Source organism: Micromonospora sp. NPDC003776, assembly GCF_053605645.1.
The window spans coordinates 19556-35082 of sequence record NZ_JBSGJR010000018.1 but is presented as its reverse complement, the minus strand read 5'-3'; the positions used below and the strand labels follow the sequence as shown (position 1 = coordinate 35082).

General features: G+C 72.5%; 16 protein-coding genes. 4 read left to right on the top strand and 12 right to left on the bottom strand.

The features are described 5' to 3' along the window. Positions 1-30: 30 nt before the first annotated feature. The 4 genes from ACWEVO_RS03450 to ACWEVO_RS03435 all read right to left on the bottom strand — a co-directional run bounded on the left by ACWEVO_RS03450 (position 31) and on the right by ACWEVO_RS03435 (position 3362). Complete coding sequence (locus tag ACWEVO_RS03450) at positions 31-1260, bottom strand: hypothetical protein (protein WP_452305975.1); 1230 nt, start codon at positions 1258-1260, stop codon at positions 31-33. A 149-nt stretch (positions 1261-1409) separates the two neighbouring features. Further along, entirely contained in the window at positions 1410-2600 is a 1191-nt protein-coding gene (gene mqnC, locus ACWEVO_RS03445) for a cyclic dehypoxanthinyl futalosine synthase (RefSeq protein WP_452305974.1), read from the bottom strand. A 76-nt stretch (positions 2601-2676) separates the two neighbouring features. Then, complete coding sequence (locus ACWEVO_RS03440) at positions 2677-3087, bottom strand: type II toxin-antitoxin system VapC family toxin (protein WP_452305973.1); 411 nt, start codon at positions 3085-3087, stop codon at positions 2677-2679. Further along, complete coding sequence (locus tag ACWEVO_RS03435) at positions 3084-3362, bottom strand: type II toxin-antitoxin system Phd/YefM family antitoxin (RefSeq protein ID WP_452305972.1); 279 nt, start codon at positions 3360-3362, stop codon at positions 3084-3086. The genes ACWEVO_RS03440 and ACWEVO_RS03435 overlap by 4 nt, the downstream gene beginning before the upstream one ends. Positions 3363-3489: 127 nt before the next feature. On the opposite strand from ACWEVO_RS03435, the gene ACWEVO_RS03430 reads away from it, so the two are divergent. Next, positions 3490-4170 (top strand): LppU/SCO3897 family protein, encoded by a 681-nt coding sequence (locus ACWEVO_RS03430; protein ID WP_452305971.1) that lies wholly within the window; start codon positions 3490-3492, stop codon positions 4168-4170. Between the two features lie 140 nt (positions 4171-4310). On the opposite strand, the gene paaE is transcribed toward ACWEVO_RS03430, so the two are convergent. The 5 genes from paaE to paaA are packed head-to-tail and all read right to left on the bottom strand — an operon-like array spanning position 4311 to position 7978. Continuing rightward, entirely contained in the window at positions 4311-5435 is a 1125-nt protein-coding gene (paaE, locus tag ACWEVO_RS03425) for a 1,2-phenylacetyl-CoA epoxidase subunit PaaE (RefSeq protein WP_452305970.1), read from the bottom strand. Next, positions 5432-5911: a 1,2-phenylacetyl-CoA epoxidase subunit PaaD gene (gene paaD / locus ACWEVO_RS03420; protein WP_452305969.1), complete on the bottom strand. Its 480-nt coding sequence runs from the start codon at positions 5909-5911 to the stop codon at positions 5432-5434. The genes paaE and paaD overlap by 4 nt, the downstream gene beginning before the upstream one ends. Beyond that, a complete protein-coding gene (gene paaC / locus ACWEVO_RS03415) occupies positions 5908-6633 on the bottom strand; it encodes a 1,2-phenylacetyl-CoA epoxidase subunit PaaC (protein ID WP_452305968.1) in 726 nt (241 codons plus the stop codon). The genes paaD and paaC overlap by 4 nt, the downstream gene beginning before the upstream one ends. Next, positions 6630-6917 carry a 1,2-phenylacetyl-CoA epoxidase subunit PaaB gene (paaB, locus tag ACWEVO_RS03410; RefSeq protein WP_088959289.1) on the bottom strand — a complete coding sequence of 96 codons (288 nt, stop codon included), beginning with the start codon at positions 6915-6917 and terminating at the stop codon, positions 6630-6632. Before paaB ends, paaC begins: the two co-directional genes overlap by 4 nt. After that, a complete protein-coding gene (gene paaA, locus ACWEVO_RS03405) occupies positions 6914-7978 on the bottom strand; it encodes a 1,2-phenylacetyl-CoA epoxidase subunit PaaA (protein ID WP_452305967.1) in 1065 nt (354 codons plus the stop codon). Before paaA ends, paaB begins: the two co-directional genes overlap by 4 nt. Before the next feature lie 372 nt (positions 7979-8350). Between paaA and ACWEVO_RS03400 the strand changes: the two genes are divergently transcribed. Then, the gene (locus ACWEVO_RS03400) at positions 8351-9316 is read left to right on the top strand and encodes a hypothetical protein (protein ID WP_452305966.1); all 966 of its coding nucleotides are present in this window, start codon (positions 8351-8353) and stop codon (positions 9314-9316) included. Further along, complete coding sequence (locus ACWEVO_RS03395) at positions 9316-10266, top strand: hypothetical protein (RefSeq protein WP_452305965.1); 951 nt, start codon at positions 9316-9318, stop codon at positions 10264-10266. The genes ACWEVO_RS03400 and ACWEVO_RS03395 overlap by 1 nt, the downstream gene beginning before the upstream one ends. Before the next feature lie 72 nt (positions 10267-10338). On the opposite strand, the gene ACWEVO_RS03390 is transcribed toward ACWEVO_RS03395, so the two are convergent. The 3 genes from ACWEVO_RS03390 to ACWEVO_RS03380 all read right to left on the bottom strand — a co-directional run bounded on the left by ACWEVO_RS03390 (position 10339) and on the right by ACWEVO_RS03380 (position 13256). Further along, the gene (locus tag ACWEVO_RS03390; RefSeq protein ID WP_452305964.1) at positions 10339-11190 is read right to left on the bottom strand and encodes a menaquinone biosynthetic enzyme MqnA/MqnD family protein; all 852 of its coding nucleotides are present in this window, start codon (positions 11188-11190) and stop codon (positions 10339-10341) included. 122 nt (positions 11191-11312) lie between these two features. Then, positions 11313-12629, bottom strand: a complete 1317-nt coding sequence (locus ACWEVO_RS03385; protein WP_452305963.1) for an MFS transporter — start codon at positions 12627-12629, stop codon at positions 11313-11315. A 45-nt stretch (positions 12630-12674) separates the two neighbouring features. After that, on the bottom strand, positions 12675-13256 hold the full coding sequence (locus ACWEVO_RS03380; protein ID WP_452305962.1) for a helix-turn-helix domain-containing protein: 582 nt from the start codon (positions 13254-13256) through the stop codon (positions 12675-12677). 181 nt (positions 13257-13437) lie between these two features. Between ACWEVO_RS03380 and ACWEVO_RS03375 the strand changes: the two genes are divergently transcribed. Continuing rightward, complete coding sequence (locus ACWEVO_RS03375; RefSeq protein ID WP_452305961.1) at positions 13438-15471, top strand: HelD family protein; 2034 nt, start codon at positions 13438-13440, stop codon at positions 15469-15471. Positions 15472-15527: the final 56 nt, after the last annotated feature.

The following is a 15527-nucleotide window of genomic DNA, read 5'->3' as shown; positions in this document are numbered from 1 at the left end:
CGGCCCTCGACGGCCGATGGAGGACGAGCCTCAGTCGGTCGACTTCTCGTCGGCGGGGGTCATCAGGACCACCCGACGCCGCCGCGCCGTCAGGAAGAGCACGGTGCCCGCGGCCAGCACGAAAGCACCGATGGCACCGATCAGCCCGGCCTGCGGGCCGGTCACCGGCAGTCCGCCGCCCTCGCCGCCGCCCGTACCGCCGCCCGCGCCCCCACCGCCGGCGGCGGCCGCGGTCACCACGACGGCGAAGTCGTCCGAGTTGTCACTCTCGTCGATCTCCTTGCGGAGCGCCGGGCCGGCGGAAGCCTTGTGCAGGAACCACGGCAGGGCGCTGTGCTGCCCCTCGCTGGGCGGACCGTTGTCGGCCCCGACGGAGACGGACACCGCGCCGCCCGACAGGGTCACCGGCGCCTTCACCCCGGGCGAGACCGTCACGGGAAGGATGACCACGACCGGCTCGTGCGGCACCAACTGGGCGTCCACCGGGCAGAAGAAGTTCCGCTTGTCGGCGCTGAATCCGCACTCCTCGCTCTGGATACCGTCGAAGGTCACTCCCTTCGGCACGGTCATCCTCAGCGTGATGTTGCTGATCACCGAGTCGCCCTGGTTGTCCAGGTACGCGAGGACCACCGTCCGGTCACCCGGGTTCAACGGCTCGCCCGTCAGGTCGCCCGCGCGGGCGTCCTCGAGGGAGATCTCCCGCTTGATGTCGGGGGCCACCACGGTCAGGTCGCTGCCGCTCTCGGTGGCGAGCTCGACCTCGTACTCGTCGGCGTTGTCCGCCGGGTTGGCGTCGGTGAGCGTGCTGCCCTCGCGCCACGGCACCACGTCGACGGCCAGCGTGGCGCGGTACGGCTCGGTCAGCTGGTCGGTCGTCTTGAAGACCAGCAGCGGTATCTCGACGGTCTCGCCCGGCCCGGGGATCAGGTCCCCGCGCAGCGGGCAGTTCCACCGGTCGTTCTTCTCGTCGCCGTCGACGTCGCAGCCGTCCAGCAGCGGGTCGATCCGCACCTTGGAGGGGTCGAAGTCCCGCGCGACGTAGTCGATCGCGATGAGGTCCGGCGTGACGGTGCCGTGGTTGCTGACCTTCACCACGGCGATCTTGTCGGTGGTGCCGGCGGCGAGCCGGGTGCCGACGACATCGACCGCGATGTCGACCACCGGCTCCTCGGCGTGCGCGGGCGCCGCCGGAAGGACGAGACCGGCGGTCAGGAGGACGGCGGCACCGAGCCGGGCCGTCGGTCGACGGTGCGGGTTCATGGACGCTCCGGTGAGACGTGGCTGACAGGCCGCACCGGACACTAGCCGCCGACGCCGCGCCCCGCCGCCCTCCACCGCCGTTCGCTGGGCGATACCCGCCGAACGTCCAGACCGGACGTCCTCCGGACGCACGAGGGAAGGGCTCCGGCTCAGTTGACCTCGACCAGCGGCAGCGACTTCCCGACCCCGCCACCCGGCAGGGCGATCGAGGAGAAGTGCGAGACCACCCGGTCGTCGCTCGGGTCGTCAGCCGGCGTCCAGTGCACCGCGAGCCGGTTGTAGAGGGTGTCCCGCTGCGCCGGGATCCGGTCCGCGGTACGGATCATGCCGATCAGCTCGTGCAGGTTGGAGCGGTGCCGGGCGCCGGCCGAGGAGATCACGTTCTCCTCCAGCATGATCGAGCCCAGGTCGTCCACGCCCATGTGCAGGGCGAGCTGCCCGACGTCCTTGCCGGTGGTCAGCCAGGACGCCTGCAGGTGCGGCACCGTCTCGAAGAAGAGCCGGGCCACCGCGATCAGCCGCAGGTATTCCATGGTGGTGGCCTGGGTGCGGCCCTTGAGGTGGTTGTTCTCCGGCTGGTACGTCCACGGGATGAAGGCCCGGAAGCCGCCCGTCCGGTCCTGCACGTCGCGGATCATCCGCAGGTGCTCGATCCGCTCCGCGTTGGTCTCGCCGGTGCCCATCATCATGGTCGCGGTCGACTCCAGGCCCTGCCGGTGCGCCAGCTCCATGACCTCCAGCCAGCGCGCCCCGGACTCCTTCAGCGGGGCGATCGCCTTGCGCGGCCGGTCCGGCAGCATCTCGGCGCCGGCACCGGCGATCGAGTCCAGCCCGGCGGTCTTGATCCGGGCGATCGCCTCGTCCAGGCTCACCCCGGAGACCTTCGCCATGTGCAGGATCTCGCTCGGGCCGATCGAGTGGATGGCGAGCTGCGGGTACGCCTTCTTGACGGAGGAGAAGAGTTCCTCGTAGTACTCCACGCCGTAGTCCGGGTGGTGGCCGCCCTGGAGCATGACCTGGGTGGCGCCCAGCTCGACCGCCTCGCCGCAGCGGCGCAGGATCTCCTCGGTGGGGTGGGTCCACCCCTCCTTGTGCTTCGGGGCGCGGTAGAAGGCGCAGAACTTGCACGCCGTCACGCAGACGTTGGTGTAGTTGATGTTGCGGTCGATCAGGTACGTGACGATGTTGTCCGGGTAGCGCCGCCGGCGTACCGCGTCCGCCGCCTCACCCAGCGCGTGGAAGGGCGCCTCGGTGTAGAGCAGCAGGGCCTCCTCGGGCGTGATCCGCCCGCCGTCCGCGCCGCGCTGCAGGATGTCGTCGATCTCCCGGCTCACCGTCACGTCCCCGAGCCTACGTCGCCCGTCCGGGGGCCGGCACGCCACTCCGCCTCCGGTGACCGACGCCCCACCGCTCGGCTCAGGCCATCCCGGGGCTGGCCACCGGGAGACCCACTTCCTTGGCCGAGTCCAGCAGCCGCCGGTCGTAGGTGACGAAGGCGACGAAGTCGGCGCCCGCCTGCCCGGCCAGGATCTCCGCCGTGGCGAGGTGAATGGCGTCCAGGCTGCGGAGCAGGGGTTCGGCGTACGCGCCGGCGGCCGCACGGACCGCGCTGTCGATCTCGACGCGGTAGAGCCGTCCCAGCACCGACGGAACGCCGACCAGCGCCTGCGGCGCGGCCCGACGGAGCGCCCGTGGCACTTGCACCTCCACGAGGGCTGACGAAACCAGCGCGGTCCCGGCCCGGTCGTTGAGCCAGCCGATGAGGTCCGGTGTCTCCTGCTCGCGCCGGAGCATCCTGATGACGGCTCCGGAATCGAGGTAGATCACCAGCGCTCCTCGTCCCGCGACTCGGCGAGGAGAGCAGCCACGTCCACCGTGGGATCGCCGAGAACCGGTGGCATCGGCACCGGCCCGGTCGAGGTCGGCCCGGTCGCGCGACCCTCCGCGACCAGGCGGCCGAGGAGTGCGTCGCCCGCCAGAACCGGAACCAGGCGGGCGATCGGCTCACCCCGGTCCGTCACCTCGACCGTCTCACCGGCACGCACCCGCGCCAGCACCCTGCTCGTGTGCTGGTTGAGCTCCCGAACCGCGATCTGCTCCACGAATCAAGTGTGGTACGGAACGTTCTACAGGTCGCCTGTCCGATGCCGGCCGCGTCGGCGGGACAGCGCAGACGGTGATCTTCGCCTATGGTGCGGTGTCCTTTCAGGTTTCACACAGGGAAGAGTCGTGACCGCTCCCTACCCCAACCCACCACACGTCCCGCCCGTGCCGCACGCGCCGGCCGGGCCCGCCACCACCGTCCGCACCTGCCGCTTCTGCGGGTCGGTCCCGGCGATCAAGGCATCGCTGCACGGACACCAGGGCTTCATCGTCTTCATGCGGGTGCTCACCCAGCACGGCCCGTTCTGCCGGTCGTGCGGCATCGCGATCTGCCGGGACATGAGCGCTAAGACGCTCTGGCAGGGCTGGTGGGGCTTCCTCTCGATGATCATCACCCCGCTGGTCCTGCTCGGGAACCTCATCACCCGGATCCGGCTCGGCCGCCTCGGTGAGCCGGTGCCCGGCGCTCCGGGCACGCCCGCGATGCCCGGCAAGCCGGTGTTCCAGCGGGCCGCGGCGCTCGGCCTCGTCGCGCCGGTGGCGATCGCCGGCGTGGTCGCCTGGGGCATCTCGACCGACCCCGCCTACGCGGAGGTCGGCGACTGCGTCCGTGCCGAGGGCACGGGCGCGGACGCGGATGTCACCGTCGTCGACTGCGGCGACCCGGCCGCCACCTACGTCGTCGTCGGCAAGGTCGAGAACAGCGCCGACGACGCGCGGTGCGCGCAGTTCCCCGGTACGGTCGCGAGCTACACCGAGCAGCGGAAGTCTCAGGAGCTGCTGCTCTGCCTCGGCGAGAACGGCTGACCGCGAAGCGTTCGGGGGTGGGCCGTCGCCGACCGATGGCGGCGGCCCGCCTCCCTGCGGCGCTACGAAGCCCACCACCCCGGCGGCGGTGAGTCGTCTACGACATCAGGTTCGTAGGCGGACCGAAGGCATCCCGCGGCTCAGGCGTCGTAGTCGACCGTGAGCTTGTCGGTGACCGGGCTGGACTGGCAGGTCAGCACATACCCGGCGGCCACCTCGTCCGGCTCCAGCGCGTAGTTGCGCGCCATGGTCACCTCGCCCTCGACCACCTTCGCCCGGCAGGTCGAGCAGACCCCGCCCTTGCAGGCGTACGGCAGCTCGCCGCGGACCTTCAGGGCGGCGTCCAGCACCCGCTCGTCGCGCCCCATGGTGAAGCTCGACGAGCGCCCGTCCAGCACGATGGTCACCTCCGCGCCGGCGCCGGGCTCGTCGGCCGGGCGGCGCACCGGCTCCGGCGGCGCGTCGACGTGGAACAGCTCGGTACGCACCGCCGACTCGGGCAGCCCCCGGTCGGTGAGCACCGCCCGGGCGTCCACCACCATCCCGTACGGGCCGCAGAGGAACCACTCCTCGACGCCCTCGCCGACGACGGTGTCCAGCAGCCGGGTCAGCCGCTCGGCGTCGATCCGCCCGGAGAGCAGCGGCGACTCGCCCTGCTCGCGGGAGAGCACGTGCACCAGGTGCAGCCGGGTCGGGTAGCGGTCCTTGAGGTCGGCCAGTTCCTCGGCGAACATCACCGAGTTCGCCGTCCGGTTGCCGTACACCAGGGTGAAGGTGCTGGCCGGCTCGACGGAGAGCGCGGTGGCGACCAGCGAGAGCACCGGGGTGATGCCGGAACCGGCGACCACCGCGCCGTAGTGGCGGACCCGGTCCGGCGCGAACGCCGTGGTGAAGTGCCCGAGCGGGGGCAGCACCTCGACGGTGTCGCCGCCGCGCAGCGCGCCGCAGGCGTACGCGGAGAAGGCGCCCCCGGGAATCTCCCGCACCCCGATCCGCAGCCGGCCGTGCCGGGCCAGCTCGTCCGGCGTCGAGCAGATCGAGTACGACCGCCGCACGTCCTCGCCGCCGGAGCCGGTGCGCCCACCCTCGGCGGGAAGCCGCAGGGTGAGGTGCTGGCCGGCGGAGAACGCGAAGGTCTCCCGCAGCTCCTCGGGCACGGCGAAGGTGATCGCCACGGCGTCGTCGGTGAGCCGGTCGACGGCGGCGACGGGGAGCGGATGGAAGACCGGCCGGCGACGGACCGGTCGGGTGATGGTGACAGTCACAGCGCCTTCAGGTGGTCGAAGGGTTCGGAGCAGGCGCGGCAGCGCCAGAGGGCCTTGCACGCGGTCGAGCCGAAGCGGCTGACCTGCTCGGTGTCCGGGGAGCCGCAGCGGGGGCAGCGCACGGCGAGGGTCAGCGCCACCACGTTGCCGCCCCGGGCGGCGGGCGCGGGCGGCGCGATGCCGGCGGCGGCCAACTTGGCCCGGCCGCGCTCGGAGATCCAGTCGGTGCTCCAGGCCGGGGCGTGCACCGTCCGTACCTCGGCGTCGGGATGCCCGGCGGCGGCGAGCGCCCGGCGGATGTCCGCCCGGATCACGTCCATCGCCGGGCAGCCGGTGTAGGTGGGGGTGATGGTGACGACGACCCGGCCGGTGGCCGGGTCCTCCTCGACCGACCGCAGGATGCCCAGCTCGTCGATGGTGATGACCCGGATCTCCGGGTCCACCACCGCCGCCACGGCCGCCCTGGGGTCACTCACCACGTCGCCCCCGGGTGGGCGCGGTGCAGCACCTGCATCTCGGCCAGCAGGTACGAGAGGTGCTCGGTGTGCACGCCGTCCCGTCCGCCGCCCGGGGTCCACCGGGTCTCCGGGCGGGTCAGGGTCGCCTCGTCCAGCACGGCGGAGACGGTGGCGTCGAAGTCGGCCCGCAGGGTGGCCGGGTCGACCGGCGCCGCCGGGTCCGCCGTGAGGAGTTCGTGGGTGTACGGCCACACCTGGTCGACCGCCGCCTGCATGCGCCGGTGCGACTCCTCGGTGCCGTCGCCGAGCCGCTTCACCCAGAGCGCCGCGTGGTCCAGGTGGTACGCGGACTCCTTGCGGGCCTTCGCGCCGATCGCGGCCAGCCGCTCGTCGGCGCACCCGGCCAGCGCGGTGTAGAGCGGGAGCTGGTAGGCGGCCAGGAAGAACAGCTTCGCCATGGTGACCGCGAAGTCCCCGTTGGGCAGCTCCACCAGGAGACAGTTGCGGAACTCCCGGTCGTCGCGCAGGTACGCCAGCGCGTCCTCGTCCCGGCCGGCGCCCTCCAGCTCGCCCGCGTACGTGAGCAGCAGGCGGGCCGCGCCGAGCTGGTCGAGGGCGATGTTGGCCAGCGCGACGTCCTCCTCCATCTCCGGGGCACGGGAGGTCCACTCGCCGAGCCGCTGTGCGGCGATCAGCGCGTCGTCGCCGAGGGCGAGGGTGAAGTCGAACGGACCGGTCACAGGTGGGCCACCCCGTCCGGCACCTCGTAGAAGGTGGGGTGGCGGTAGACCTTGTCGGCGGCCGGGTCGAAGAAGGCGTCCTTCTCGTCCGGGCTGGACGCGGTGATCGCGCTCGCCGGTACGACCCAGATGGAGACGCCCTCCTGGCGGCGGGTGTAGAGGTCCCGGGCGTTGCGCAGGGCCAGCTCCGCGTCGGGGGCGTGCAGGCTGCCGACGTGGGTGTGCGACAGCCCGCGCCGCGCCCGCACGAAGACCTCCCAGAGCGGCGAGGATTCCTTGCTCACGCTGCCACCTTCTCCTTGTTGCTCTGCTTCGCCGCGTACGCCGCGGCGGCCTCGCGCACCCAGGCGCCCTCGGTGTGGGCGCGGCGCCGGTGCGCCATCCGCTCCCGGTTGCACGGGCCGTCGCCCTTGATCACCCGCAGCAGCTCGTCGTAGTCGGGCTGGGTGTAGTCGTACGCCTGCCGCTCCTCGTTCCAGCGCAGGTCGGGGTCGGGAAGGGTGAGGCCGAGCACCTCCGCCTGCCCGACGCACATGTCCACGAAGCGCTGCCGCAGCTCGTCGTTGGAGAAGCGCTTGATCTTCCAGGCCATCGACTGGGCGCTGTGCGTCGAGTCTCCGTCCGGCGGCCCGAACATCGCCAGTGAGGGGTACCACCAGCGGTCGACGGCGTCCTGGGCCATCGCCTTCTGCGCCGGGGTGCCGTGCGCCAGGGTGTGCAGGATCTCGTAGCCCTGGCGCTGGTGGAACGACTCCTCCTTGCAGACCCGGATCATCGCCCGGGCGTACGGGCCGTAGGAGCAGCGGCAGAGCGGGACCTGGTTGACGATCGCCGCGCCGTCGACCAGCCAGCCGATCGCGCCCACGTCGGCCCAGGTCAGGGTCGGGTAGTTGAAGATCGAGCTGTACTTCTGCCGGCCGTCGAGCAGCAACTCCACCAACTCGTCCCGGCTGATGCCCAGGGTCTCGGCCGCGGCGTAGAGGTAGAGGCCGTGGCCGGCCTCGTCCTGCACCTTGGCCAGCAGGATCGCCTTGCGCTTGAGCGACGGGGCGCGGCTGATCCAGTTCCCCTCCGGCTGCATGCCGATGATCTCGGAGTGCGCGTGCTGGGCGATCTGCCGGATCAGGCTCTTCCGGTACGCCTCCGGCATCCAGTCCCGGGGCTCGATCTTCTGGTCGGCGTCGATCACGTCCGCGAAGTAGCCCGCGAGGTCCTCGTCGGGCGCCGGCCCACCGCGACGGGCCCGCGCGGCGGCCTCCCGCAGCGCCGCCTCCGCCGCCTCCACCTCGCCGAGCAGGCCGCCGCCCGGTCCGTCCTCGGGCGGGGCGAAGTCGTTGCCATACATGAGGCCAGTGTTACAGCTCGCGCCCGATGACACCAGAGGGTGTAACAGGTTTCCGGGCGCACCATCCGTCACCGGATGACCGCTTGGGGTAAACGGGGCTGGCCTGCGGAAACGGTGTGACGTCGGCCACGCGTAGAACGTGAATCCTCTCAAGCGCGGCAAAGCGGTCTATTGTCCCGCCTTCATGGCGAGTCGCCAGCCGCCGGGTGCTGGCGGCGGGCCGGTCCGGAAGTAGACTTCGCCCGGCACACCGATCGGCTGCTGACGATCGCCATCAAGCTCCAGGCCACCATCCCCCCGGCCTCGGCGATCAGGCCGTACCCATTCGGAACAGCCGGTCCCCCCGGCCAGACATCTGGAGTTCGCCCACTCATGCGACCTCGCGTGACCCTGGTGCTCGCCATCGTGGCGGTCCTCCTCGGTGGCGTCATGCTGGTGCCCGCCGCGTACGCCCGCCTCTCCGGCGGCGACGCCCTGCCCAGCCTCGGCGGCATCGGTGGCGGCGGCACGGAGAACGTGCCCGCGCCGACACCCACCACGCCGCCCCCGCCGACCCTGGCCGACGCCCCGGTCTCGGTGAACTTCAAGGGCAAGTTCTTCTCCTGGGCGCTGATGGACCGGGAGACCGGCGAGATCAGCGGTGCCCCGAACATGGCGTCCACCAACTCGACCGAGTCGATGATCAAGGCCTGGATCGTCTCCGACTACCTCCGGGAACTCGGCGACAAGCCGCTCAGCGCCGCGCGCAAGAAGCAGGCCGTCACCGCCATCCGGGACAGCAACGACCTCTCCGCAGAGGCCCTCTACAACGCCGGCGGGCGCAAGCCGGTGCTGGATCGGCTGATCAAGATGTGCAAGCTGACCGACACGAAGATCTATCCCGAGCGGGCCAAGTGGGCGTACACCCAGATGTCACCGCGGGACGCGGTGCGGATGGGCGACTGCATCGGCGACGGCACGGCCGCCGGGCCGAAGTGGACCAAGTGGGTGCTCAACGAGATGGCCAACGTGCGCGGCGGCGTCAAGGACCAGAAGTCCGACGCCGTCCAGGGCGGCCACTGGGGCATCATCGACGGCCTGCCCGAATCGATCACGTCGCAGGGGCCGGTCAGCATCAAGAACGGCTTCACCATGCTGTGGGCCGACGGCCAGTGGCACGTCAACTGCCTCGCGGTGACCGACAAGTGGAGCCTGGCGGTGATGATGCGCTATCCCGGCGCCGGCGACCCGAAGACCCCCTCGTACGGCGCGAAGGTCTGCGCCAGCGTCGCCACCCAGCTGGTGACCCCGCAGCCCGGCGCCGCCCTGAAGGTGCCGCAGCAGCCGGGGAAGCTCTGATGGCGGGCACCCGCCGGCGGCCGGGCAGTGACCTCCGGCCGCTGACGTACAGCGCGGTGGCGGTGATCCTGGTCGGGCTGGTACTGGTCTCGCTCCGGTTCGTGCCCGGCTCGCCGTTCCGTCCCACCCCCACCTCGCACACCGGTGCGGCGAGCGGCCGCTCCACCGGCGGGCCCACCGACCGCAGCACCCGGACCGAGCCGACGGCGCTCCCGTCCCCGACCCCGTCGCTGGAGCCACTGCCGTTCCAGGCTCAGGAGCTCGACGACCTCGACATCAAGGGCTGGTACTCCTGGGCCGTACTGGACAAGCGGACCGGAAAGATCATCGGCTCGAAGAACATGAACGAGACCAGCACCACCGCGTCGATGATCAAGTCCTGGGTGGTGGCCGACTACCTGCGCCGCAGCGCCGAGGCGGGGAAGACGCCGAGCGACGACAAGCTGGACGACGCCACGCAGATCATCCGGGACAGTGACAACACGCGGGCTCAGGAGTTCTACGAGAGCGTAGGTGGGTCGGCCTCGATCAAGCGGCTGATTTCGATCTGCAAGCTCACCGACAGCAAGGTCGCCAGCGACGGCGGCTGGAGCCGGACGATGCTGTCCCCCCGGGACACCGCGCGGCTCGGCCTCTGCATCGACGACGGGCGGGCGGCCGGGCCGAAGTGGACCAAGTGGCTGCTCAACGAGATGCGGCTGGTCCGCGGGGTCGGCGACTTCGGCATCCGCAAGGCGTTCCCGGCCGGCGAGCAGAAGCAGATCGCGATCAAGAACGGATGGATCGACCGGCAGAAGGAGCAGGAGTACCACGTCAACTGCCTGGCCATCGGCGACACCTGGACGATGGGCGTGATGGTCCGTACCCCGTTCAGCGCCACCGGCAGCTGGGACTACGGCATGAAGGCATGCCAGCGGATCACCGAGGCGCTGCTCCGCGACGCCACCTGAGCCCACCCGCTGCGCGAAGCGGCGGTGTCCCGGTCTGCCGGGGCACCGCCGCTTCGTCGTCTCGGGAGGGCCTCAGCCCTGGAAGAACTCCGGCCCGCCCGCCGGCAGGGCCGGCGCCTCACCGATCTCGGCGGCCCGGCGGGCGAACTCCCGGAGCCCCGCCACCTGCCGCTCACCCAGGGAGAAGTCCAGGGTGCGGAAGTAGGTGGCGAGGGTCGCCGCGTCGAACGTCTCCCAGCGGGCCGCCGCCTCGGCCACCTGGTCCAGCTCGGCCAGGCACAGGTCACGCGAGCGCAGGAACGCCTCGTGCACCTCCTTGACCAGGCCGGGGTGGGCGGCGGCGAAGTCCCGGCGGACCGCCCAGACGGCGAAGACCATCGGCAGCCCGGTCCAGTCCCGCCAGGCCTGCCCGAGGTCGGTCACCTCGAGGCCCTTGCGGGGCGCCTCGTAGAGGGCGCGCAGCGCCACGTCGCCGATCAGCACCCCGGCGTCGGCCTCCAGCAGCATCTGGGTCAGGTCCGGGGGGCAGCGGAAGTACTCGGGGCGGACACCGTAGCGCTGGCCGAGCAGCAGCCGGGCCAGCAGCACCCCGGTACGCGAGGTGGAGCCCAGCGCCACCCGCGCCCCGTCCAGCTCCGTGAGGGGCTTCGTGGAGACCACGTTGACCGAGAGCACTGGCCCGTCGCTGCCGACCGCCAGGTCCGACAGGAGCAGCAACTCGTCGGCGTGCCGCAGGTACTCCACCTGCGAGATCGGCCCGATGTCGAGGTCACCGGCGACCAGCGCGGCATTCAACCGGTCCGGCGAGTCCTTGTGCAGGTCGACGTCGATCAGGGTGCCCGACCGCATCAGGCCCCAGTAGATCGGCAGGCAGTTGAGGAACTGGATGTGCCCGACCCGGGGGCGGGCGACGCGGTCAGCCATGCCCCGACCGTATCGCCACCCACCCCCGCGGGCTCACCGGGAGGGGCCCTGAGTGGCCAACTCCGCACCGGGCGGAAGGAAGGGCCCCTTCCTAACGCCTCCGGTAGAGAAGGGGCCCCTTCCTAACACTCCCGGCCGGCAGCGACGCCAGCGCCGGCGGGCACCCCGCGCGCGGACGGCGCCGGTGATTCGGCGGGCGCAGCCGCCGGGGCGCCGACCGGTGCCCGTCCGGCCCGCACGGCGCGGGCGACCGAGGGCACGACCAGCGCGATCACCAGCAGCCCGGCGACACCGCAGCCGGCGATCAGGAGCCGGGGCGTGGCCACCTCGAGCAGGAGCCCGCCGAGCAGGAAACCGACCATCGAAGCGCCCTGGATGGAGCCGCTGAGCGCGGCGTACGCCCGGCCGCGCGACGCCTCGGGCACCCGCCGGGCCAGCAGCACGTTGTCGAAGACGTTCGCGCCGCCGTTGCTCACCCCACCGAGCAGCCAGACCGGCACCAGCAGCAGCGCGGTCGGCACCGCGGCGGAGAGCAGGATCATCAGGCAGCACCCGGCGAGCAGGGCGAGGTAGCCGACGAGCAGCCGGCCGTCGTCGACCAGCCGCCGCGCCACTCGGGCGAAGAGCCACGCACCGACCAGGACGCCGAGCGTCCACGCGCCGGTGACCAGGCCGTACAGCGTGGCGGTGCTGTGCAGGGTCTCGCGGATGAAGAAGACCTCGACCACGTTGATCGCCCCGACGGCGGCGATCACGCCGGCGATGGTGGTGATCATCGCGACGAGCAGCGGGTCGTGGCGGAGCCGCCAGTCGGCCGCGGGCGCGGTGGGCGTACCGGTGGCCGCCCCGGCGGCCGGTCGCCGGTTGCCACCCCGACGGGTCCGGATCAGCAGCCCGGCCGCGACCAGGGCGAGGTAGCTGGCGGCGTCCAGGAGCAGCGGCAGCCGGGCGCCGAAACCGCCGACCAGCACCCCGGCCAGCGCCGGGCCGGCCAGCGCGCCGAGCGTGCCGGCGGTCTGGTTCAGCGCCGCGGCCCGCGGCAGGTCCTCGCGGCGGACCATGGCGGGCACCAGCGCGGACAGCACCGGCTGGGTGACCGCGAGGCCGGCCGCGAGCAGCGCCACCAGCGCGATGACCAGGGCCGGATGACCGGCGTACGCGAGCGCGAGGCAGACGGCGGCCTGGCCGAGCCCGGCGAGAACCAGCAGCAGCCGGCTGTCCACCCGGTCGGCGAGCCGGCCGGTCAGCGGGGCGAGCGCCACCAGCGGCAGGGTGGCGGCGAGCATCAGCCCCGACACCGCGAGCCCGCCCGCGCCGGCGGACTGGAGAGCGAGGGTGAGAGCCGTGGCGGCGAGGAAGTCACCGCAGGTGGAGACGCCCCGGGAGGCGGTGACCAGCCAGACGTCGGACCAGCGCGACGAGCCAGATGCGAAGGACATGCTTCGAAAATAATCCTTCACACCTGGATCGCGCAATCCCCGTCGTCAATCGATGGGCAGCGCCCGGTACTGCACGGCGACGCTTCGCGCGCCTTCGGGTGGGTTGGTCCGCATCCGCCGCCGGTACGGGTCGATCAACTCCTGGATCGCGTTGTTGAGCACACCCAACTCCTCCGCGGTGAGCAGCAACATGCTGTCGCTGAACCACGCGGCCTCGTACCACTCGCGCGGCTCCTCCGGTGCCCGCTTGATCCAGTCCCGCACCCGCTGGCTGTCCCGGGCCATGTGGGCCTCGACCAGCGCCGCCTCGGCGGCGCGCGCGTCGGCGTCGGCGTCCGGGCCCGACTCGACGTAGTACGACGGGCTGAACGCCTGCCAGACCCGCTCCCGGGCGTCACCCCGGCTGGGGGCCTCCTCGATCAGCCCGTACTTCGCCAGCTCGCGCAGGTGGTAACTGGTCGCGCTCGGGGAGAGTCCGGCGATCTCGGCGCACTCGGTCGCGGTCGCACCGCCCTCCACCGTGCTGAGGTGTTCCATGATCGCCATGCGAGCCGGGTGGGCCAGGGCCCGCATCACCTGCGGGTCGCTGATCGTCACCCGGCGCGGTTCGGGGCGCGCCTCGGTCATGTCCCCATGATTCCGCCCCGCCGGCGTCCCGGCGAAATTCGGTTGCCCGACCGGCCGTACGGAGTAGGCTGCTCTGTCCCGCCTGACGGCCGTGGTGAGTAGCACCGCACAGGACGTCCCGCGCCGACCCGAGGTCGGAAACGCGAGCGGCAGCGTTTTTCCCGTGACGAGGAGTACGTGGATGACCCTGCACGCCCAAAAACAGACCCTGGACGCCGAACTCGTCGCCGAGCGCGACCACCTGGCGGCGTCCCGCGCCGCGCTGGCGCGGATGCGCGAGCGCGCCGAAGCCCTCTTCGCCACCGGCGACAAGGTGGCCGGGGACGCGTACACCGCCGAGCAGCTGGGCCGGCACATGGCCCGCCGGGTCAAGGAGCTGGCCGACGACCCGACCACCCCGCTCTTCTTCGGTCGACTGGACTTCGGGGACGCCGACCCGGACCACGCCGGGCGGGAGTACCACGTGGGCCGGCGGCACGTCACCGACGAGCTGGGCGAGCCGATGGTGCTGGACTGGCGCGCCCCGATCTCCCGGTCGTTCTACCGGGCCAGCGCCCGCGACCCGCAGGGCGTCGCCGTCCGGCGCCGGTTCGGGTTCAGCACCGGCGTGCTGACCAGCTTCGAGGACGAGCACCTGGACCGGGGCGAGGAGCTGGGCACGGCCAGCCGGATCCTCACCGCCGAGATCGAGCGGCCCCGCGTCGGCCCGATGCGGGACATCGTCGCCACCATCCAGCCCGAGCAGGACGAACTGGTCCGGGCCGACCTGGCGGACTCGATCTGCGTGCAGGGGGCGCCGGGCACCGGCAAGACCGCGGTCGGGCTGCACCGCGCCGCCTACCTGCTCTACCTGCACCGGGAGCGGCTGCGCCGGTCCGGCGTGCTGATCGTCGGGCCGAACCGGGCGTTCCTGTCCTACATCGCGGCCGTGCTGCCCGCCCTCGGTGAGGTCGAGGTCGAGCAGGCCACCGTGGAAGACCTGGTCGCCCGGGTGCCCGTACGCAGCGTCGACGACCCCGCCGTCGCCACCCTCAAGCACGACGTCCGGATGGCCGAGGTGCTGCACCGGGCGGTCGACGGGCACATCGGCACCCCCACCGAGCCGATCATGGTGTCGGACGGCTCGTTCCGCTGGCGGATCGGCCTCGACCCGCTGCACCGGGTGGTCGAGGAGACCCGCCGCGAAGGGTTGCCCTACGCGACCGGCCGGGAACGGGTCCGGGCCCGGGTGGTGGGGCTGCTGCAACGCCAGTCCGAGGCGCGCCGCGCCGAATCGCCCGGCGACGCCTGGCTGCGCCGGATGGGCAAGGCCAAGCCGGTCACCGCCTTCCTCGACGCGGTCTGGCCGGCCCTCACCCCGGAAGGGCTGGTGCACACCCTGCTCACCGACCCGGCGGCGCTCGCCACCGCCGCCGACGGCCTGCTCACCGCCGAGGAGCAGGAACTGCTCCGCGCCACCAAGCTCGGGCGAACCCCGAAGGCGACGAAATGGACCGCCGCGGACGCCGTGCTGATCGACGAGGCGGCCGGGCTGATCGAGCGGCCCGCCGGCTTCGGGCACGTGGTGGTCGACGAGGCGCAGGACCTCTCCCCGATGCAGTGCCGGGCCATCGCCCGGCGCAGCGAGCACGGCTCGATCACCCTCCTCGGCGACCTGGCCCAGGGCACCGCGCCCTGGGCGGCCACCGACTGGCGGGAGTCCCTGGCCCACCTGGGCAAGCCGGACGCCGCCGTGGTGCCGCTGAGTGTCGGCTTCCGGGTGCCGGCGGCGGTGGTCGCGTTCGCCAACCGCCTGCTGCCGGCGCTGGCCGTCGACGTACCCCCGGCGGAGTCGCTGCGCCGCGACGGGACGCTGGCCGTGCGTACCGTGGACGACCTGGTCGCGGCGACGGTGGCCGAGGTGCGGGCGGCGCTGGCGCACGACGGCTCGGTCGGCGTGATCGCCGCCGACGACACGGTCGACCGGCTCCACGCGGCGCTCGCCGAGGCCGGGGTATCGACCGCGGACGACGTGGCGGCCGCGGCGCGGGTCACCGTGGTCCCGGCGACCCTGGTCAAGGGCCTGGAGTACGACCAGGTGGTGGTCGTCGAGCCGGCCGCGATCGTGGCCGCCGAGCCCCGCGGCCTGCACCGCCTCTACGTGGTGCTGACCCGGGCCGTCTCCCGCCTCGCGGTGCTGCACCGCGACCCGCTGCCCGACCCGCTGGCCGGCTGAGGCCGCCCCGGCCGCCCCGGCGTGATCATGCGACGGACCGGCGACCGACGCGGCGG